The sequence below is a fragment of the Pseudomonas artemisiae genome (genome assembly GCF_057128685.1).
The window spans coordinates 45022-63189 of sequence record NZ_JBSKHS010000022.1 but is presented as its reverse complement, the minus strand read 5'-3'; the positions used below and the strand labels follow the sequence as shown (position 1 = coordinate 63189).

The 18168-nt window shown below is 59.7% G+C and carries 17 protein-coding genes and 1 pseudogene; 4 read left to right on the top strand and 14 right to left on the bottom strand.

Features of this window, described 5'->3' with window-relative positions; genetic code table 11:
- Positions 1–130 precede the first annotated feature (130 nt).
- Together rho and trxA are read right to left on the bottom strand one after the other, a co-directional pair.
- The gene (rho, locus tag ACWKV4_RS19435; protein WP_181111034.1) at positions 131–1390 is read right to left on the bottom strand and encodes a transcription termination factor Rho; all 1260 of its coding nucleotides are present in this window, start codon (positions 1388–1390) and stop codon (positions 131–133) included.
- Between the two features lie 234 nt (positions 1391–1624).
- Positions 1625–1954 (bottom strand): thioredoxin TrxA, encoded by a 330-nt coding sequence (gene trxA, locus ACWKV4_RS19430; protein WP_483833689.1) that lies wholly within the window; start codon positions 1952–1954, stop codon positions 1625–1627.
- Between the two features lie 269 nt (positions 1955–2223).
- On the opposite strand from trxA, the gene ppx reads away from it, so the two are divergent.
- Positions 2224–3726: an exopolyphosphatase gene (gene ppx / locus ACWKV4_RS19425; RefSeq protein ID WP_483833690.1), complete on the top strand. Its 1503-nt coding sequence runs from the start codon at positions 2224–2226 to the stop codon at positions 3724–3726.
- On the opposite strand, the gene ppk1 is transcribed toward ppx, so the two are convergent.
- A complete protein-coding gene (ppk1, locus tag ACWKV4_RS19420) occupies positions 3713–5911 on the bottom strand; it encodes a polyphosphate kinase 1 (RefSeq protein WP_483833691.1) in 2199 nt (732 codons plus the stop codon). The two genes, ppx and ppk1, sit on opposite strands and share 14 nt — an antisense overlap.
- Positions 5912–6223: 312 nt before the next feature.
- Between ppk1 and ACWKV4_RS19415 the strand changes: the two genes are divergently transcribed.
- Positions 6224–6826: a DedA family protein gene (locus ACWKV4_RS19415; protein WP_483833692.1), complete on the top strand. Its 603-nt coding sequence runs from the start codon at positions 6224–6226 to the stop codon at positions 6824–6826.
- A gap of 47 nt (positions 6827–6873) precedes the next feature.
- Here the strand turns inward: ACWKV4_RS19415 and rhtB are convergent, their stop codons facing one another.
- Together rhtB and ACWKV4_RS19405 are read right to left on the bottom strand one after the other, a co-directional pair.
- Positions 6874–7506 carry a homoserine/homoserine lactone efflux protein gene (rhtB, locus tag ACWKV4_RS19410; protein WP_483833693.1) on the bottom strand — a complete coding sequence of 211 codons (633 nt, stop codon included), beginning with the start codon at positions 7504–7506 and terminating at the stop codon, positions 6874–6876.
- A gap of 31 nt (positions 7507–7537) precedes the next feature.
- Complete coding sequence (locus ACWKV4_RS19405; protein ID WP_483833694.1) at positions 7538–9448, bottom strand: ATP-binding cassette domain-containing protein; 1911 nt, start codon at positions 9446–9448, stop codon at positions 7538–7540.
- A gap of 1 nt (position 9449) precedes the next feature.
- Between ACWKV4_RS19405 and ACWKV4_RS19400 the strand changes: the two genes are divergently transcribed.
- Positions 9450–9944 carry a TIGR02444 family protein gene (locus ACWKV4_RS19400; RefSeq protein WP_483839551.1) on the top strand — a complete coding sequence of 165 codons (495 nt, stop codon included), beginning with the start codon at positions 9450–9452 and terminating at the stop codon, positions 9942–9944.
- Here ACWKV4_RS19400 and ACWKV4_RS19395 read toward each other — a convergent pair.
- On the bottom strand, positions 9941–10666 hold the full coding sequence (locus ACWKV4_RS19395; RefSeq protein ID WP_483833695.1) for an AlgP family protein: 726 nt from the start codon (positions 10664–10666) through the stop codon (positions 9941–9943). The two genes, ACWKV4_RS19400 and ACWKV4_RS19395, sit on opposite strands and share 4 nt — an antisense overlap.
- A gap of 167 nt (positions 10667–10833) precedes the next feature.
- Between ACWKV4_RS19395 and ACWKV4_RS19390 the strand changes: the two genes are divergently transcribed.
- The gene (locus ACWKV4_RS19390) at positions 10834–11493 is read left to right on the top strand and encodes an FKBP-type peptidyl-prolyl cis-trans isomerase (protein ID WP_483833696.1); all 660 of its coding nucleotides are present in this window, start codon (positions 10834–10836) and stop codon (positions 11491–11493) included.
- Between the two features lie 5 nt (positions 11494–11498).
- Here ACWKV4_RS19390 and rsd read toward each other — a convergent pair whose 3' ends face one another.
- From rsd to ACWKV4_RS19350, 8 genes and pseudogenes are all read right to left on the bottom strand, one after another.
- On the bottom strand, positions 11499–11969 hold the full coding sequence (rsd, locus tag ACWKV4_RS19385) for a sigma D regulator (RefSeq protein WP_483833697.1): 471 nt from the start codon (positions 11967–11969) through the stop codon (positions 11499–11501).
- 197 nt (positions 11970–12166) lie between these two features.
- Positions 12167–12655 (bottom strand): disulfide bond formation protein B, encoded by a 489-nt coding sequence (locus ACWKV4_RS19380; protein ID WP_483833698.1) that lies wholly within the window; start codon positions 12653–12655, stop codon positions 12167–12169.
- Between the two features lie 210 nt (positions 12656–12865).
- Entirely contained in the window at positions 12866–14101 is a 1236-nt protein-coding gene (locus tag ACWKV4_RS19375) for a heme biosynthesis HemY N-terminal domain-containing protein (protein ID WP_483833699.1), read from the bottom strand.
- On the bottom strand, positions 14098–15267 hold the full coding sequence (locus tag ACWKV4_RS19370; protein ID WP_483833700.1) for a uroporphyrinogen-III C-methyltransferase: 1170 nt from the start codon (positions 15265–15267) through the stop codon (positions 14098–14100). Before ACWKV4_RS19370 ends, ACWKV4_RS19375 begins: the two co-directional genes overlap by 4 nt.
- 27 nt (positions 15268–15294) lie before the next feature.
- Complete coding sequence (locus tag ACWKV4_RS19365; RefSeq protein WP_483833701.1) at positions 15295–16044, bottom strand: uroporphyrinogen-III synthase; 750 nt, start codon at positions 16042–16044, stop codon at positions 15295–15297.
- The gene (gene hemC, locus ACWKV4_RS19360) at positions 16041–16982 is read right to left on the bottom strand and encodes a hydroxymethylbilane synthase (protein ID WP_483833702.1); all 942 of its coding nucleotides are present in this window, start codon (positions 16980–16982) and stop codon (positions 16041–16043) included. Before hemC ends, ACWKV4_RS19365 begins: the two co-directional genes overlap by 4 nt.
- Before the next feature lie 118 nt (positions 16983–17100).
- A complete protein-coding gene (locus tag ACWKV4_RS19355) occupies positions 17101–17847 on the bottom strand; it encodes a LytR/AlgR family response regulator transcription factor (RefSeq protein ID WP_483833703.1) in 747 nt (248 codons plus the stop codon).
- Positions 17844–17963 (bottom strand): annotated as a pseudogene (locus tag ACWKV4_RS19350) (sensor histidine kinase); the annotation flags it as partial. The pseudogene ACWKV4_RS19350 and the gene ACWKV4_RS19355, both read right to left, overlap by 4 nt.
- Positions 17964–18168: the final 205 nt, after the last annotated feature.

Below are 18168 nucleotides of genomic sequence, written 5' to 3'. Positions count from 1 at the left end.
GAAGTCTTTTGAGTACTTACCCATGAAAAACGCCCCATAAGGTTGGATAGGTGTCCAACATTTGGGGCGCAGTTCAAGTGTGTAGGAGCCAGCGCCAGCTGGCGAAGGGTTTAAGCGTTAAAGCTAAAGCTTACTTACGCTTCATCGACAAGAAGAACTCGTCGTTGGTCTTGGTTTGCTTGAGCTTGTCGATCAAGAACTCGATGGCGGCGATTTCGTCCATCGGGTGCAGCAGCTTGCGCAGAATCCACATGCGCTGCAGTTCGTCGTCGGCAGTCAGCAACTCTTCGCGGCGGGTACCAGAGCGGTTGATGTTGATAGCCGGGAATACGCGTTTTTCAGCGATACGGCGATCAAGCGGCAACTCCATGTTACCCGTGCCCTTGAACTCCTCGTAGATGACTTCGTCCATCTTCGAGCCGGTTTCCACCAGCGCGGTGGCGATGATGGTCAAGGACCCGCCTTCTTCGATGTTGCGCGCCGCGCCGAAGAACCGCTTTGGCTTTTCCAGGGCGTGGGCATCCACACCACCGGTCAGTACCTTGCCGGAGCTTGGGATCACGGTGTTGTAGGCACGCGCCAAGCGGGTAATGGAGTCCAGCAGAATGACTACATCTTTCTTGTGCTCGACCAGGCGCTTGGCCTTCTCGATCACCATCTCGGCCACTTGCACGTGGCGGGTCGGTGGCTCGTCGAAGGTAGAGGCGACCACTTCGCCGCGCACGGTGCGCTGCATTTCGGTCACTTCTTCCGGGCGCTCATCGATCAACAGAACGATCAGGTGGCACTCAGGGTTGTTACGGGTGATGTTGGCGGCGATGTTCTGCAACATGATGGTCTTGCCCGCTTTCGGCGGGGCGACGATCAAGCCACGCTGGCCCTTGCCGATCGGGGCACACAGGTCGATGACGCGACCGGTGAGGTCTTCGGTAGAGCCGTTGCCAGCTTCCATCTTCAGGCGCTTGTTAGGGAACAAGGGCGTGAGGTTTTCGAAGAGGATTTTGTTCTTGGCGTTTTCTGGACGGTCGAAGTTGATGGTATCGACCTTCAACAGGGCGAAGTACCGCTCGCCTTCCTTCGGTGGGCGAATCTTGCCCACAATGGTATCACCCGTACGCAGGTTGAACCGGCGGATTTGGCTTGGGGATACATAGATGTCATCCGGGCCGGCCAGGTAAGAGGCATCGGCGGAGCGGAGGAAACCGAAACCGTCCTGGAGGATCTCCAGCACGCCATCACCGGATATCTCCTCGCCGCTTTTCGCGTGTTTCTTCAGGAGGGAGAAAATCACATCCTGCTTACGCGAGCGGGCCATGTTTTCGATGCCCATCTGCTCGGCCATTTCGAGCAGGTCGGTGATCGGCTTTTGCTTGAGTTCAGTCAGATTCATAGAGGGAATGACGTGTTCTGTATGGAGGGAATAAGCATTGGGCTTAGAGAGGCCGCGCCGGGGGGAGGCGATAGGATCGCGCACAAATTCGAATTGGAATGCGTCGGCGACGACTTGCAGGGGGCACTGGAGAGGCCAGTGCAGAGCCGAATTTAACACCTGAATACGGGTGCGTCTAGTCGGCAAAATGAAAAACCCCGCAAAATGCGGGGCTTTTCCACACTAATCGTAAGATTAGATGTTCGCGTCTAGGAAGGCAGCGAGCTGCGACTTGGACAGTGCGCCTACTTTAGTGGCTTCGACGTTGCCATTCTTGAACAGCATCAGCGTAGGGATGCCACGCACGCCATGCTTGGCGGGAGTTTCCTGGTTTTCGTCGATGTTGAGCTTGGCCACGGTGAGTTTGCCGTCGTAGGTGTTGGCGATTTCGTCCAGAACGGGCGCGATCATTTTGCAAGGGCCACACCACTCCGCCCAGTAATCGACCAGTACAGGGCCCTGCGCTTTTAGTACATCCGCGTCGAAGCTCGCGTCAGTTACATGTTTGATTTTGTCGCTGCTCATGAACATCTCCCGGTCAGGCCCCGGTCAGGGCCTTGAAAAGTTTGGACCATCATACCGTTCCCGATTTGTAACCGAAAGCGTGGGGCCATTGACTCTAGCTATGGTGGTTTACCATTTTGCATATGACAGGCAGCTGTCGAGAAAATGCAGTGGCTGTGACATACCCGCGGCTGACCACGGCCCTGATTGGCTTATCCTCGACCACGCAGCGTTGGCGAATAAGGCAGATCGTGGCAGGATGCGTGGGTTATCCACCGAGAACTTCGAACATGCCGTCACTCAAGCCGACGAACCTATCCCTTATCGCCGCCATAGACTTGGGCTCCAACAGCTTTCATATGGTCGTGGCCAAAACGAACCAGGGCGAAATTCGTATCCTTGAACGGCTCGGTGAGAAGGTCCAACTGGCCGCTGGCATTGATGAGCAGCGGCAGCTTAACGAAGAGTCCATGCAGCGCGGCCTGGACTGCCTGAAGCGCTTCGCTCAGCTGATCAACGGCCTGCCCTTGGGCGCGGTGCGTATTGTAGGCACCAACGCGCTGAGGGAAGCTCGCAACCGAGGCGAGTTCATTCGCCGCGCCGAAGCCCTGCTGGGCCACCCGGTAGAAGTGATTTCTGGTCGCGAAGAAGCACGCCTGATTTATCTTGGGGTCTCCCATACCTTGGCCGACACCCCCGGCAAGCGATTGGTAACAGACATCGGCGGTGGCAGTACCGAATTCATCATCGGCCATCGCTTCGAGCCCTTGATGCGTGAAAGCCTGCAAATGGGCTGCGTGAGTTTTACCCAGCGTTATTTCCGCGACGGCAAGATCACCCCTGCCCGCTATGCCCAGGCCTATACCGCCGCGCGCCTGGAAATCATGAGCATTGAAAACGCTCTGCGCAGATTGGGCTGGGAGCAGGCCATCGGTTCCTCGGGCACCATTCGGGCCATCGGCCTAGCGCTCAAGGCCGGGGGTCAAGGCTCTGGCGAAGTCAATGCCGAAGGGCTGGCGTGGCTCAAGCGCAAGTTGTTCAAGCTGGGCGACGTGGACAAAATCGATTTTGACGGTATCAAGCCGGACCGTCGCGCTATCTTCCCTGCGGGCCTGGCCATTCTGGAAGCGATCTTCGACGCTCTGGAACTGCAACGCATGGACCACTGTGAAGGGGCGCTACGTGAGGGCGTACTCTATGACCTGATGGGCCGCCATGGCCACGAAGACGTGCGCGAGCGCACCCTCAGCTCGCTGATGGAGCGCTACCATGTGGACCTGGATCAGGCAGCACGAGTAGAAGAAAAGGCCTTGGCCGCCTTTGATCAAGTGGCTAACGCCTGGGGCCTGGATGATGGCGTATGGCGCGACCTGCTAGGTTGGGCAGCCAAGGTGCATGAAGTGGGGTTGGACATTGCCCACTATCACTACCACAAGCACGGCGCGTACTTGATCGAGCACTCCGACCTGGCAGGCTTCTCCCGGGAAGACCAACATATGCTGGCACTGCTGGTACGTGGCCATCGCCGTAACATACCCAAGGAGCGCTTCGCAGAGTTCGGGGACAACGGTGACACGTTGATCCGCCTCTGCGTGCTGCTTCGTTTCGCGATTCTCTTCCACCATATCCGTGGCACCCAAGAAATGCCCCAGGTTCAACTGCATGCCAGTGCAGCTGCCCTGGATGTGGTGTTCCCCACGGGCTGGCTGGAAAACAACCCGCTGACCCAGGCCGACTTTGCCCGTGAAGCAGAGTGGCTGACCCGGGTAGGCTTTACCCTTACCGTACGGTAAGGGCCTGGTTGCTGAGCCGATCGAGCAACGTGGCCTGCGCATGGCGCGGGTTCTGGTTGCCGGTCGGGGTCAGCCGCGCATAGGTACCGTCCGGCTGCAAGATCCACGCGTGGGTGTTGTCGGTCAGGTAGGCCTCCACCTCTTTCTTCACCCGGGTGATCAGCTTCTTGCCTTCCACCGGGAAACAGCTTTCTACCCTTCGATCGAGGTTGCGCTCCATCCAGTCGGCACTGGACAGGAATAGCTGCTCGTCGCCGCCATTGAGGAAGTAGTAGATTCGCGTGTGCTCCAGAAAACGGCCTATGATCGAGCGCACATGGATGTTGTGGGACACTCCCGGCACCCCCGGGCGCAAACAACACATGCCACGCACGATCAAATCGATCCGCACCCCTGCCTGACTCGCCTTGTAAAGGGCGCGAATGATCTTCGGATCGGTCAAGCCATTACACTTGGCAACGATATGCGCAGGCTTGCCTTCAGAGGCGAACTGGGTTTCCCGAGCGATCATGTCCAGCATGCCCTTTTTCAAGGTAAAGGGCGCGTGCAGCAACTTTTTCATGCGCAGGGTCTTACCCATGCCGATCAGCTGCGTGAACAGTTTGCCCAGGTCCTCGCACAAGGCGTCATCGGCGGTGAGCAAGCTGTAATCGGTGTACAGCCGGGCATTGTTGGCGTGGTAGTTACCCGTACCCAAGTGAGCGTAGCGGACGATATCGCCGCCCTCTCGGCGCAAGATCAGCATCATCTTGGCGTGAGTCTTGAACCCAACCACCCCATAAATCACCACCGCGCCAGCAGCCTGGAGTCGGCTGGCCATCTGCAGGTTGGATTCTTCATCGAAGCGAGCTCGAAGCTCGATCACTGCGGTGACTTCCTTGCCGTTGCGTGCGGCATCCACCAGGGCATCGACGATTTCCGAGTTGGTCCCGCTGCGATACAGGGTTTGCCGAATAGCCAGTACATGAGGATCTTTGGCGGCCTGGCGCAACAGGTCGATCACCGGCGTGAACGACTCGAACGGGTGCAACAGCAGAATGTCCTGCTTACTGATTACGCTGAAAATATTTTCGCTGTTTTGCAGCATCTTCGGGATGGCCGGCGTAAACGGCATGTGCTGCAGCTCAGGGTGGCTATCCAGGCCAGTGATGCTGAACAACCGGGTAAGGTTGACCGGCCCTTTAACCTGGTACAGCTCCGATTCGGCCAGGTTGAATTGCTTGAGCAGGTAATCCGACAGGTGCTTGGGGCAGGTGTCGGCCACTTCCAGGCGCACGGCGTCACCATAGCGGCGGGAGAACAGCTCACCGCGCAGGGCACGGGCGAGATCTTCTACATCCTCGGAGTCCAGCGACAGGTCGGCGTTGCGAGTAAGCCGGAACTGATAGCAGCCCTTGACCTTCATGCCTTGGAACAGGTCATCGGCGTGGGCATGGATCATCGACGACAGGAACACGAAGTTATCCCCGGTACCGCCTACGTCTTCCGGCACTTTGATGACCCTGGGGAGCAACCTCGGGGCAGGGATGATCGCTAGCCCCGAGTCACGCCCGAAAGCGTCTACCCCCTCCAGCTCAACGATAAAGTTGAGGCTTTTATTCACCAGCAGAGGGAACGGGTGGGTTGGGTCCAGCCCGATAGGGGTGACGATAGGCGCGATCTCGTCACGGAAGTAGCGCCTCACCCAGGTTTTGAGCTTGGCCGTCCAGTGCCTGCGGCGGATGAAACGCACCTGATGCTTTTCGAGCGCTGGTAGCAGAATGTCATTAAGGATGGCGTATTGGCGGTCCACCTGTACATGCACCAGCTCGCTGATGCGCGCCAGCGCTTGATGCGGTTGCAGGCCATCGGCGCCGGCCTGTTCACGGGCGAAGGTGATCTGCTTCTTGAGGCCCGCTACGCGGATTTCAAAGAATTCGTCCAGGTTGCTGGAGAAGATCAGCAAAAACTTCAACCGCTCTAGCAGCGGGTAGCTTTCATCCAGTGCCTGCTCAAGCACACGAATGTTGAACTGCAGCTGAGAGAGCTCCCGGTGGCTGTACAGTACCGCGTCATCCAAGCCCGGCGGCGGCACCGCGGGTGCGGGGGGCGCTTCGGGCGGCGTGTCAGCGAACACGTCCTGAATAGGTTCGAGCACCGGTTGAGCCTCGTCTACGACAATATCGGGGAGCGCTTCATTATTCATGTGAATATCCTGAAGGGCCAGCGGCCCTGACACGATTGGCGGCACGCACGGCAAGGTCGGTCAGCCACAGTGACGCTGGCTCGGGAGGTGAGGTCACGGCGCCTACCGTAGGCAGCCAGGCCATTGGCCAAAAGCGCCGTCGAAGACGGCTTGGCTGTTATAAGGTCCCTGTATGACAGCCGCATGACACTAAAAGCGGCATACACGTAGAGGTCATATGGGCATCAATGTTCACGTTGAGACACATATCGACACTTTCATGAATTTCTCTTAAGGGTTAGGCTGCGCGTTCACTTCGCCAGCATCTTCAAAATGCTCCAACAATTTCTTAATGATTTCGGATACCTGGCCCTGTTCCTGGGGACGTTCTTCGAAGGCGAAACCATCTTGGTCCTTGCCGGGTTTCTTGCGTTCCGCGGCTACATGGACATCAACATGGTGATGTTGGTGGCGTTCCTTGGCAGTTATGCCGGGGACCAGCTGTGGTATTTCCTGGGCCGACGCCACGGGCGGCACCTGCTTGCCCGCAAGCCTCGCTGGCAAACCATGGGCGATAAAGCACTGGAGCACATACGCAAGCACCCCGACCTGTGGGTGCTGTCTTTCCGCTTCGTCTATGGGCTGCGCACGGTCATGCCCGTGGCCATCGGCCTTTCCGGCTATCCGCCCCGCCGCTACCTGTTGCTCAATGGTATCGGCGCGATGGTATGGGCCATTGCCCTCGGCCAAGCGGCCTACCATTTCGGGTCGGTCCTCGAAGGCTTGCTGGGTAACGTTAAAAAGTACGAGTTGTGGGTGCTAGGGGCCCTGCTCATACTGGGTGTAGTGCTATGGGTTAGCAGGCGCATCAAAGCCGCTCGCATCGCTCGCCGTGAAGAAAAGGCCCAAAAGCTTTCAGATACACCCGAAGAATAAAGCTACCGCGCCAGGTGTAAGCGCCACCTTGGAAATCGGTTCGAGCACTACGTGCCGGCCCGCCGCAGGCTTGCCAGAAACACTGCCGCCCCCACGAACAAGCTGGCGAAGGTTCGGTTCATGCGCCGTTGCTGGCGAGGGCTGCGCAGCAGGCGCAATACCTTGGCGGCCAGCCCGGTGTAGCCCGCCATCACGATCATGTCCACGCACACCATGGTCACGCCGATGATCAGGTACTGGCCCGGCAAGGGTGCCGTAGGGTCGATGAACTGAGGCAATACCGCCAGCATGAATACCAGTGCCTTGGGGTTGCTGGCGTTGACCAACAGCCCGCGTAGCACCAGGTTGAACCGGCTAGCTTCCGCGCTGGGCGGCGCCTGCGTCTCTACTGGCATGGGCGCGGCACGCCATTGCCGAATGGCCAGGTAAAGCAAATACAACACGCCGAACCACTTGATGAAGGTAAAGGCGGTTGCCGAAGCGGCGAGAATGGCGCCTACACCCGCGGCGACCACCGCGATTTGCAAGGCTAACCCCAACTGCAGCCCCAGGGCGTTCCAGTATCCTCTGGTGAACCCGTAGCGCAAACCTGAAGACATAGAGGCAATGGCGCCCGCGCCCGGCGACAGGCTAATTACCCAACTCGCGGCTAAAAACGCCAGCCATGTATGCAGCGCCATGTGTTGCCTCCATCGGTGCCAAGGGGGGTTGTTAAGCCAGGGTTTCCAGTTGGGCCTGAAGGCTCTCCAGTTGTTCTAGGGCATGCATCCAGGCATCTTCGAGGTTGCCCTCCTCTACCTTGAGGGTTGCCTGCTTGGCCAGCAGCTGGCGCAATTCATCCTTGCGTGCTACCTCATATACAGCGGCATCCCCAAGCCGGGTTTCAATCTGCGCCAAGGCCTCATGTACTTTGCCCAACGCCTTTTCCAGGCGTTCGGCCTCACGCTTATGAGGGGCCAGTTGTTGGCGCAGGGCCGCGGCGGCCTGGCGTTGGGCCTTTTTGTCCGTACGCTCACCGCCACCGGAGGGCGCGCCAGCTGGAGCATTGCGCTGGCGATAGTCCACCAGCCAGCGGGCATAATCGTCCAGGTCGCCGTCGAAGGGCGCCACCTTACCGTCGGCTACCAGCAAGAAGTCGTCTGTGGTGCTCTTGAGCAAGTGCCGATCGTGGGAGACGACCAATACCGCCCCACCGAACTCCTGCAGCGCCATGGTCAGTGCCAGGCGCATTTCCAGGTCCAGGTGGTTGGTAGGTTCGTCCAGCAGCAGCAGGTTCGGCCGCCCCCAGGCGATCAGCGCCAACGCCAGGCGCGCTTTCTCACCCCCAGAGAAATTCAGCACCGGCTCGTCGATACGGGCGCCGCGAAAATCAAAGCCACCGAGAAAATCCTTCAGGGTTTGTTCGCGCTCGCTTGGCGCCAAGCGCTGCAGGTGCAACAAAGGGCTGGCCTTGCCATCGAGCGAGTCCAGTTGATGCTGAGCAAAGTAACCTACCTCCAGGTTCTCGCCGCGACGCAGGGTGCCCGCCAAGGGCTCAAGCTCGCCCGCAAGGTTCTTGATCAAGGTGGACTTACCCGCGCCATTCGGGCCGAGCAAGCCGATCCGTGCCCCTGGTGTCAGTTGCAGTTTCACCTTCTCCAGCACTACCTTGGCGCCATAGCCCAAGCGTGCCTCGGAGATATCCAGCAAGGGGCTGGAAAGCTTGTGCGCCTCACGGAAGATGAACTCAAAAGGCGAGTCCACATGGGCGGCTGAAATCTCTTCCATCCGCTCCAGGGCTTTGATTCGGCTCTGTGCCTGACGCGCCTTGGTCGCCTGCGCCTTGAAGCGGGCGATGTATTTTTCCATGTGGGCGCGGCGTGCCTGCTGCTTGTCGTAGGCTTGCTGCTGTTGTGCCAGGCGTTCGGCCCGGGCCCGCTCGAAGGCGGTATAACCGCCGCGGTAGAGCACCAGCTTGCGCTGGTCCACATGGGCAATATGGTCCACCACCGCATCGAGAAAATCACGGTCGTGGGAAATCAGTAGCAAGGTACCGGGGTAACCCTTGAGCCAGTCTTCCAGCCACAGAATGGCGTCAAGGTCCAAGTGGTTGGTGGGCTCGTCAAGCAACAGCAGGTCGGACGGGCACATCAATGCCTGGGCAAGGTTGAGCCGCATGCGCCAACCGCCGGAAAAATCCCCCACCGGCTGGTCCATTTGCGCGTTGCTGAAGCCCAGCCCCGCCAGCAGCTTGCGGGCACGCGCGTCAGCGGTGTACCCGTCGGCGCCGTCCAGCTCGGCATGCAAGCGCCCAAGCACGGTTCCATCCTGGGCTGCCTCGGCACTGGCGAGGGCTTGTTCGATGGCACGCAAGTGCTGGTCGCCGTCTAGGACATAATCCACAGCGATGCGCTCAAGGGTATCGATCTCTTGCCGCATATGGGCGATACGCCAGTCTGGCGGCAGATCGCAGGTACCTGCATCAGGCGTAAGCTCGCCACGCAGCAGGGCGAACAATGTGGATTTACCAGCACCGTTGGCGCCGATCAAACCGGCTTTTTGGCCGGCGTGCAGAGTGAGCTCGGCGTCTTCTAGCAGACGTTGCGGGCCACGCTGTAAAGTAAGGTTATGTATTCGGATCATAATGGCGGCGGAGTTTACCAGCTTCCCTGCCCCATGGCGTGAGGGCGTGATGCACAACGATCTATGGCGCTTCGCATGCGATGTTTACGCACGCCCTGGCATGGAGGCCGCTTGTATGGCGGCCCAGGCCGACGGTCAAGAAGTATGCCTGGTGCTCTGTGGCCTATGGCTGGAGCAGCACGGGGTAGCGTGGTCCCCTAGCCGGGCTCAAGCCCTGGAGGAGACCACCCTGCCTTGGGCACGCGAGGTGATCCAGCCCTTACGCGCGCTACGTCAACAGTGGCGGCCAGCCGCGCAGACAAGCGATGAGCTGGCGTATATCAGAAATGGCGTTAAACAGCTTGAGCTGAATGCGGAGCGAACCCTTTTGGCGCGCTTGCAGGTCACTGCCCAAACCTGGCCTGAAGGGGAAACCGACCAACTTCAATGGCTAAGCCTGATAGTACCAAGCCCAGCCATCCAGGCGGCGGTGCGCGCCGCCCTGGGCCTGGCTTAAGAGGCGTTATCTGAGGATGGCGCTTCCCCAGCCTGTGATTCGGGCAGCGTTGCGTTATTCATAGGCAGCGAGCTAGCGGCCGAGCGAGGTTTACGTGGGGCTCGTCGCACGGTTGCCGTCACGGTGGCTTGGGCTACGCCGTCTGCCAGGGGCGCAAGCTGACTAGGTGCGGGCTTGCGGGACCTGGGCTTTGGCGCGCCTAACACAACCTCACCGATGGAGGCATTGGCAATGGCCTGCACGGCAGCGGTTTGCTTTTGGGCTAGGCTGCCAGGCTCGGTGGGGGGTACGCTCGCGCCCCAGGCTGCGGCCGACTTCGCCGGGCGGCTTTGCAAAGCCTTGCTCGCGGCTTCACGCACTTTGCTAACGCCCTGCACCAGCGCCAAGCTGGCCTGGATATCATTTTTAAGCTCGCCGATGTACTGGCGAGTTTCAGCCTGGCGGCCTTGCAGCTCATTCAAGGAAGCGTCCAGGGCTTCAACATTGGCGCGAGCCTTGGCCTGGGCCTTGCGCTTGCCGGCGACAGCGGCGGTTTCGATCCGCTCGTGCTGCTTATGGAGTTTTTCCTGTACCTTGACCCGTTGCTTTTCCAGCTTGGCGAGGACTTTCTCGGCATCGGCGAGGGCTTGAGCGCACGCTTGCTCGAAATGGTCCAGCAGGCTTGCGGTCAGTTGCTGGAGCAGGTGCAACGGTGTGCTTACAGGCTTCTTCTTGGCCGACATGACGTTCTTCCTCACCAAATGGTTGCTCATGTTATGCCGGGCTGGGCCGACTCGCTAGCGAGCATATATAAATTTTGTAAGCCCTGAGTTCAAGCAGCCAGTAAGTACAGGGTTTGAAAGGTCAGGATTGGCCAGCGATAATCGATGTTCACTCAAGGAGCTATTACATGTCGCGTCGCCTGCTGCTCACGCTCTGCCTCGCCGCGCCAGCGGTCATGGCGCAAGAGGCCGCGCCTTCGGCTCACGACCTGGGTTATAGCCTCGGCGCCAGCATCGGGGAACGTTTGCGAGATGACCAGCCTCAGCTGGACCTTGACGCATTGCTAGAGGGCCTGCGGCAATCGTATCGCAATCAGCCGCTGGCGCTGGGAAACGAGCGCATCCGGCAAATACTGGCCGCCCACGAAGCCCGGGTTGACGCTTCCGCGCAAGGGTCTGGCACTGAAGCGGCATTGCAGGCTGAGAAACGCTTTATGGCCACCGAACGTGCCAAGGCCGGCACACACGAGCTAAGCGATGGCGTGCTGTATGCAGAGCTTGCACCCGGGCAGGGCAGCAAACCCACCCTGAACTCACGGGTAGAGGTAAGTTACAAAGGGTTATTACCGGACGGCACGGTGTTCGACCAAAACAACCAGCCTCAATGGTTCCGGCTGGACAGCGTGATCGATGGCTGGAAGGTCGCCCTGCAGCAGATGCCGCAAGGGGCAAGCTGGCGTGTGGTGGTGCCATCAGACCAAGCCTACGGCGCGGATGGCGCCGGTGAGCTGATTCCACCCTATACACCGTTGGTGTTCGAAATCGAATTACGCAACGTGGCCAATTAGGCCGTTCAGGCTTGAGCGGCTTCTTCGCGGTGTGAGGTATGCAGCACTTCGATCAGGCAGTCTTCGAGCTCGAAGCGTTCGTGCATGATCCCGCCCAGGTGCCGCAAGCGCGCGGAAAGGTCCGCGTAGTCGGAGCAATCACCTTTGTCGCAGTGGTCATTGAATTTCAAGCAGCCTTCGGTAAGCACATCCAGCCGGGGGCAAATTTGCTTTGCCAGCTCCAGGCCGCGATCGTCACCGAACGCCTTGGCTTCCCGCTGCAATTCAACGTAAACGCCGAAATGCCCGGCCGAGATGTAATCCATCAAGATGCCGCAGAAATCCTGCAGCCCGGCCCGTCGCAGGCGCCCTTCTTCGGACGCCTCCTCAATGCCCCCGAAGGCCAGGATCAGCCGTTGACGATCCTGTAACCAGCGATCGATGATCAGGTGAACTCCACCCCAACGTTCCTGCGCATTCTGACAACTTTCCAGCATGGTCTGTTCTTCCCTTGAGGTTCACGTTGAAGGACGGAACGCAAACCAGCCAATGGCCAGCGAACCAGTACTGTACGTCCTAACGGCCGTAGCAAAGGGCCACGATCCGGTGCGTTTAGAGAGTATGCCTTGGTGATCTTGGCGGCAAGCCAAGCGTTTCATGGCCGATGCGACGTACCGACGCAGCCAGGGTGCAATCACCGCTCGAACAGTTGAAGCAGGCTGATCATCCCAAGCCCTGCGAACACCAGCAAGCTCCACTCCGGCAGGCTCATGCCTGATAGCGTCCAATTGATGACGCCGCAGTCGGGCGAGCCCAACGCATACATCTTCAATGTTTCGAGCAGAGGCTGAGACTGACCACTATGGAAAAGGTTCGGGTAGCACATCAGTGCCGACAAGGAGGTTTGGAGCTGCATCCATATTTGACGAGTAGCAGACGCGGCACCGATGCAAGCCAATCCCAATGCGCCGACGGCATAGGCGCGGGTACCCGCAAGGCTTGGTCGATGCAGCCTGGCCAACGCGCACATAAGTGCTATCAGGGCAACACACCCACGTTGCACCAAGCATAGGGAGCAAGGCCGCAGCATGACTATCTTTTCAAGGTAGATAGATGCGCTTAGAGCCAACATGGCCAGGGAACCGGCCAGCACGAACAGATAACGCGAACGGGCCGAAGGCATGGGCGATCCAGATGCTCGATTAACGAGCACCAACGTTAGTGGAAACGCAGATACCCTTTCAAGATAGTGGGTATAAGAACAGCTCTGAAAAAAGCCCTACGCATTTCAAACCACGCGGGTAGCGGCTAGCGCGGATTCGTCTACCACGTATGCCTGTCAGCGCCTGCCGTGCCTTACTGTCAAAACAGGCACGGCGGCTATAACTATTACCTAAGCCCGCACCGGGCCCGGCAGTGGGATTGCAAGCAAACGCTCATCTAGCAAACCCAAGCCTTCCTGGAACAATGCATTACTGCGCTGAGTATCGCCCAACTGCGCTAAAAGCCGAGCCAACTCTGCGCAGGCCTCGGCATTACGCTGCTGGCGAAGGCTGGCTTCGAGGTAATCCCGCGCCTTGCCCCACAGCCGGTTCTGCAAACATAGCCTGCCAAGGGTCAACAGCAGGCTAGGGTCCTCTGGATGTTCTTCGAGCAGTCCTTCGGCAAAAGCCAACGCCTTGGTCGGCTCGTCCCCCGGCACAACGCCATACAACCGTACCAAATGACTGTCATAGCCGCGCTTGAGGGCTTCGCGCAGCGCGACCTCTGCCTTGGCAGTGGCGCCCAGGCGGCGCAGGCGTTCGGCGTAGCTCAGCACCAATGCAGGTTCCTGGCACTGATGCTTGCTGAGCTGCTGCCAGGCTTTGTCGACACCGGCTTCGTCGTCGGTTTCAGTTTGAGGAATGGCGGGTAGCAAGCGCTCACCCAATGCGCGCTGTTCCAAGTCGGCGAGGTCCGCGGCCACCATTACTTTATGTTTGCGCAACTCGGGCAGCAGGCGAATCACCGTGGCCCATTCGTTACGTTGCACACACAGCCCTGTTAGCTGGCGTAGGACCTGGCTATTGCCAGAATGGCGCTCATGCATTACCTGCAATGTGGCAAGCGCGCCTTCACTATCACCTCGGTCGGCCTGCAATTGCGCATGGCTCAGCGCGATGGCCAGTTCTGCCTTGGGCTGACGTTCAAGGGCACGCTCCAACAAGGCGTCGCTTTCGTCATGCAAGCCCTGTTCATTGGCGGCCCTGGCAGCGCCCAAATAATAGAACAAGGGATACCGTTCACTTTCCGCCGCGACCTTCAAGTGCTTTTGCGCGCTGGCCCAACGGCCTTCGGCCAAGTCGATCTGACCGCGGGCAACAGCCGTTTGCACGCGCCGGCGACGGTTACGCCGAGACCAAGGGTTGACCACGCCGCTGGAGGTGGTGAGCAAGCGCACCAGGCCGAGCAACAGCATGGCTAACAGCACCACTGCCAGTAGGGCTGCCAGGGTGGTCCAGAGCCCAGACTCATAGCGAAACACATGGGGGTAATCAATCAATACATACCCTGGGTGCAGCGAGACCCCCAGCCCAACAACCAACGCCAGGGCAATGGTTACGAACAGCAGCACATACAGGCGCTTCATGGTTGATGCTCCTGCTGGCCTGGGGCGGCTCCAGCGGCCTGGTGACGCCGCGCCATGTACCCTTGCAGCGCAGCCAGGCTGTCAGCCAGGTCAGGCGTTGCCACGGTGACGCGGCTGCTGGCCAGCTCCTTCAATCGCGCCACCAAGTTCTGGCTCTGGGTATTGTCCTGATTGAAGTTGGCGCTGAGGATCTCTTGCGCCTGAGCCATCGCTTGCCTGAATACCGGTTGTTCGCCATTGAGCGCGGCCCACTGGGCTTGCTCCAAGGCCAGGCCCAAGGCAAGACGTACCTGGTTCAGACTCTGCCCGGCGAGTAGCGGGCGCACGTTGGCATCAGGATTGAAGTCCACGCGGAAAAAGCCAGAAATACGCGCCCACCACTGCCGCCAGTGTAACGCGCTGTCGTCGTTGGCCAGTACGGCAGCTTCGCGATCGGCTTCGAACTGTGGCGCCAGGGCCGACAATTGCACCGCCTGTTCGCGCAGGGCGGCCAGTTGCAGGAACAAACCCGTGCGATCGGGCTGCTCGGTGGCCTGCAAGGCCGCCAGGCTGCGGGCCAATTGCTCACGGGCGGCAAAGGCATTGGGGTCGTCCTGCTCACGCAGAATATCATCGGCCCCTTGCACCAGCGCCCTGGCGCTGTTTACATCCTGGAGCGCCGAAAGCCGTAGGCTGGCAAGCCGCACCAAGTGTTCAGCCTCAGTGAGGCGCCAGTCTTGGCGGCTTGCACCCAACACGGTCTCCAACCGTTGCCCCAGGCGCTGCTGATCGCTCTGCAACTGCGCGACCAAACGACGACGGTTTTCCAGCTCGTCAGCGGCAGGCAACTGCGCCAGGCGCTCATCCAGGCTGCGGGCTTGCTCGCTCAAGGTATGGCTGGTGGCGCTCAGGCTTTGGAACTGAATGCTTTGCTGGCGCTGCCCGGCGTCGAGCTGGCGCAATTGCCAGGCGGCCCAACCACCAACGCCCACGCCTGCGGCGGCTACTAGCAAGGCCAGCAGTGCCAAGCCCTTGGAACCCTTTGTCCGAACGGGAACAGACGGAACAGGCGTGACCGGAGCGGTAGCCGGCTTTACCACTGGGTCAGGCGCGGGGGCTTTGACCGGGTCCGGCACAGGCTTGCGGGGCGGTTCCTTGGGGTCTTGGGGCGGGGCTGTTTCGCTCACGTGTCCTTCCTTTGTAGAGGGCGCGGTTCAGGGGCTTCGAGTGGCCAGGGCGGCCACCAGCGCCGCGCTGCCCGCACCTTGGCAGTTGATCGGGTCACGGCTGCCCAACGCTTGGGCGAGGCTAGCCACACGGGCACTGGGAACGAACAACGGCAAGGCCGTGATCGTCGACCAGGCGTCACCCGCCAGGCAGTGCAAATGCTCCAGCCCCTGACCACTGCTGACCACCACGGCATTCAAGTGTTCCGCTTGCAGCCGCTCGGCGATAAGGGTGGGAGAATAATCAGGAACGGCACGCCGGTACAATTCCAGGTAATGGACTTCGGCGCCTTGGGCTGTCAATTGCTCGGCCAGCCACTCACGGCCGCCCTCGCCTCGCACGATCAGCACACGGGCCCCGGGCGTGGCCAATACGGCTGCCAACGCGGGGAGCCGCCACAACGCTTCGCTATCATCCCGTTGCGCAGGGTAGTTAACGCTCAGCCCGTAGGCTTGAAGAATAGCCGCGGTCGCCGCGCCTACGGCGAACCAACGCGGCCCCGTGGCGTAAAGGCGGGGTGAAAGCGCGCGCAGGCAAAGCTGCGCGGCGGGTTTGCTGACTACAATCACCGCGCTGAACCCCTCAAGCCAACTTGGCGGATAAACCGGTAGCGTTGATGGGGGCTCAATCTTCAACATGGGCAACAGGCTGCAGTAATGCCCATGACTGGCCAAGGCCTCGGCTAGTGCTCGAGATTCCGCCTCAGGGCGGGTCAGCAACAACCGCCACTCGCTCAAGGGGTAGCGTCCGGGGCGTAGATTTCGTCCAGTATGATCTGCGCGCCTTGGGCCAGCAGCTCATCGGCCACCCGTTGACCCAAGGCTTCGGCCTCTGCTTTAGGGGCGCGACCCTGAGCCAACAACAGAGCGTTGCCGTCTGGGCGGCCTACCAGGCCTCGCAGCCACAACTGATCGTCTTCCAGCACTGCATAGGCAGCGATAGGGACCTGACAGCCGCCGTTGAGTCGACGGTTCATGGCCCGCTCCGCTTCCACCCGGGCCGCCGTAGGCCCGTGGTGCAGGGGTTCGAGCAAAGCATGCAGTTCAAGGTCGCCCGTGCGGCATTCGATACCTACGGCCCCCTGCCCACCAGCCGGCAGGCTGTCGGTTACATCAAGGTTATCCCGAATGCGATCTTCGAATCCTAATCGGATCAACCCAGCGGCTGCCAGGATGATCGCGTCATATTCACCAGCATCGAGCTTAGCCAGGCGAGTATTTACGTTACCGCGAAGGAAGCGGATTTGCAGGTCTGGGCGCCGCGCCAACAACTGTGCCTGACGACGCAGGCTAGACGTGCCCACTACACTACCTTTAGGCAAACTGGCGAGGCTGCCATAGGTAGTGGACACGAACGCATCGCGAGGGTCTTCGCGTTCACAAATGCAGTACAACCCCAACCCCTCTGGAAAATCCATAGGCACGTCTTTCATCGAGTGCACCGCGATATCCGCGTGGTTCTCCAGCAACGCTGTTTCAAGCTCTTTGACGAATAACCCCTTGCCGCCAATCTTGGCCAAAGGGGAATCGAGCAGTTTGTCGCCGCGGCTGACCATGGGCACCAGGCTTACCTGCAACCCTGGGTGTGCCTGCTCAAGGCGAGCTTTGACATAGTTGGCTTGCCAAAGGGCTAGGGCGCTTTTGCGCGTGGCGATGCGGACCGGTCGAGCGTACATGGGAAATACCAGAGGCCGAAATACAGCCAATCATACCAGCTCAGCATCAGGGTTGACCTTCAAGCGCCCCTATTGGGTGGATAGAAACGCCTGAAAAATCAACTGGAACACTGCTCGCTTATAGCTGCTGCATCATCTTGCGAACGCCCGCCACATGGCGGCGGCTAACAATCAGCGCATCGCCGTTAAGGCCCTTGAGGAACAACTGAAAATGCCCCAGAGGCGTACGCTGCAAGCGTTCGATTCGTTCACGGGCGACCAACGCATTGCGGTGGATACGCACGAAGCGGTCCCCGAATTCGTCTTCCAAGGCCTTCAACGGTTCATCAAGCAGCACTTCGCCGTGATCGTGGCGCAAGGTGACGTATTTATGATCTGCGATGAAGTAAATCACTTGGTCCAGCGGAATCAGCTCGATGCCTTTGCGGGTACGGGCACTGATATGAGTACGTGGGCCATTGCCATTGTTGGCCGCAGGCCGAGTCAACGCGGCCAGCGTTGCCCTATTGGGGCGCTCGGCCTGCTTCAGGGCATCGGACAGTTTTTCCGAGCTTACCGGTTTCATCAGGTAATGCACGGCGTTGCTTTCAAACGCATTGACTGCGAACTCATCCTGACCGGTGCAAAATACCACCGCGGGCGGAGTATCGCGCTCGCACAACTTGGCCGCGACTTGCAGGCCATCAAGGCCAGGCATGCGCACATCCAGCAGTACAACATCGGGCTTTAGGCTTTCAATGAGCGTCAGGGCCTCGTCGCCGCTTCCGGCGCCAGGCTCCAAGACGCTATACCCTTCGAGGTCGCTGACCATTCGGCTCAGTTTCTCGCGGGCCATGGGTTCGTCATCAACGATCAGGACATTCATAGCGTGCCGGATTCCTGCATGAGTCTCGCGGATAGATAGCGTAGACAGGTGAACTGACGGCCGTGGCGGCGTTCCACGCTGAGACTGGCGGCAGTGCTGAAAAGTGCCCGAAAACGCAGCGACGCGCTGTTTCGCTTCTTCGCAACGGCCTGCAAGGCCAGATTTACCGCGGGTGCCGCACAGTGATTGGGGCGCAACTGGACTCTCCCTATGGTCGCCTGCCGCCGCCCCACGCTGGGGTCGCCTTGCAGCCTGCCGTTATCGAGCTCGCGGCTTCCATATACTGTAGACGCTCGTCGACAGCACATTGCTCAATCGGTT

What these genes read in the sequence shown, in the direction of transcription:
- rhtB (WP_483833693.1), bottom strand. Translation starts at nt 7,506, where the DNA reads ATGGCGCTGCATACATGGCTGGCGTTTTTAGCCGCGAGTTGGGTAATT.
- rsd (WP_483833697.1), bottom strand. Translation starts at nt 11,969, where the DNA reads ATGCTGGAAAGTTGTCAGAATGCGCAGGAACGTTGGGGTGGAGTTCAC.
- ACWKV4_RS19390 (WP_483833696.1), top strand. Translation starts at nt 10,834, where the DNA reads ATGTCGCGTCGCCTGCTGCTCACGCTCTGCCTCGCCGCGCCAGCGGTC.
- ACWKV4_RS19415 (WP_483833692.1), top strand. Translation starts at nt 6,224, where the DNA reads ATGCTCCAACAATTTCTTAATGATTTCGGATACCTGGCCCTGTTCCTG.
- ppk1 (WP_483833691.1), bottom strand. Translation starts at nt 5,911, where the DNA reads ATGAATAATGAAGCGCTCCCCGATATTGTCGTAGACGAGGCTCAACCG.
- ACWKV4_RS19355 (WP_483833703.1), bottom strand. Translation starts at nt 17,847, where the DNA reads ATGAATGTCCTGATCGTTGATGACGAACCCATGGCCCGCGAGAAACTG.
- ACWKV4_RS19400 (WP_483839551.1), top strand. Translation starts at nt 9,450, where the DNA reads ATGGCGGCGGAGTTTACCAGCTTCCCTGCCCCATGGCGTGAGGGCGTG.
- rho (WP_181111034.1), bottom strand. Translation starts at nt 1,390, where the DNA reads ATGAATCTGACTGAACTCAAGCAAAAGCCGATCACCGACCTGCTCGAA.
- ACWKV4_RS19395 (WP_483833695.1), bottom strand. Translation starts at nt 10,666, where the DNA reads ATGTCGGCCAAGAAGAAGCCTGTAAGCACACCGTTGCACCTGCTCCAG.
- ppx (WP_483833690.1), top strand. Translation starts at nt 2,224, where the DNA reads ATGCCGTCACTCAAGCCGACGAACCTATCCCTTATCGCCGCCATAGAC.
- trxA (WP_483833689.1), bottom strand. Translation starts at nt 1,954, where the DNA reads ATGAGCAGCGACAAAATCAAACATGTAACTGACGCGAGCTTCGACGCG.
- ACWKV4_RS19380 (WP_483833698.1), bottom strand. Translation starts at nt 12,655, where the DNA reads ATGCCTTCGGCCCGTTCGCGTTATCTGTTCGTGCTGGCCGGTTCCCTG.
- ACWKV4_RS19375 (WP_483833699.1), bottom strand. Translation starts at nt 14,101, where the DNA reads ATGAAGCGCCTGTATGTGCTGCTGTTCGTAACCATTGCCCTGGCGTTG.
- hemC (WP_483833702.1), bottom strand. Translation starts at nt 16,982, where the DNA reads ATGTACGCTCGACCGGTCCGCATCGCCACGCGCAAAAGCGCCCTAGCC.
- ACWKV4_RS19405 (WP_483833694.1), bottom strand. Translation starts at nt 9,448, where the DNA reads ATGATCCGAATACATAACCTTACTTTACAGCGTGGCCCGCAACGTCTG.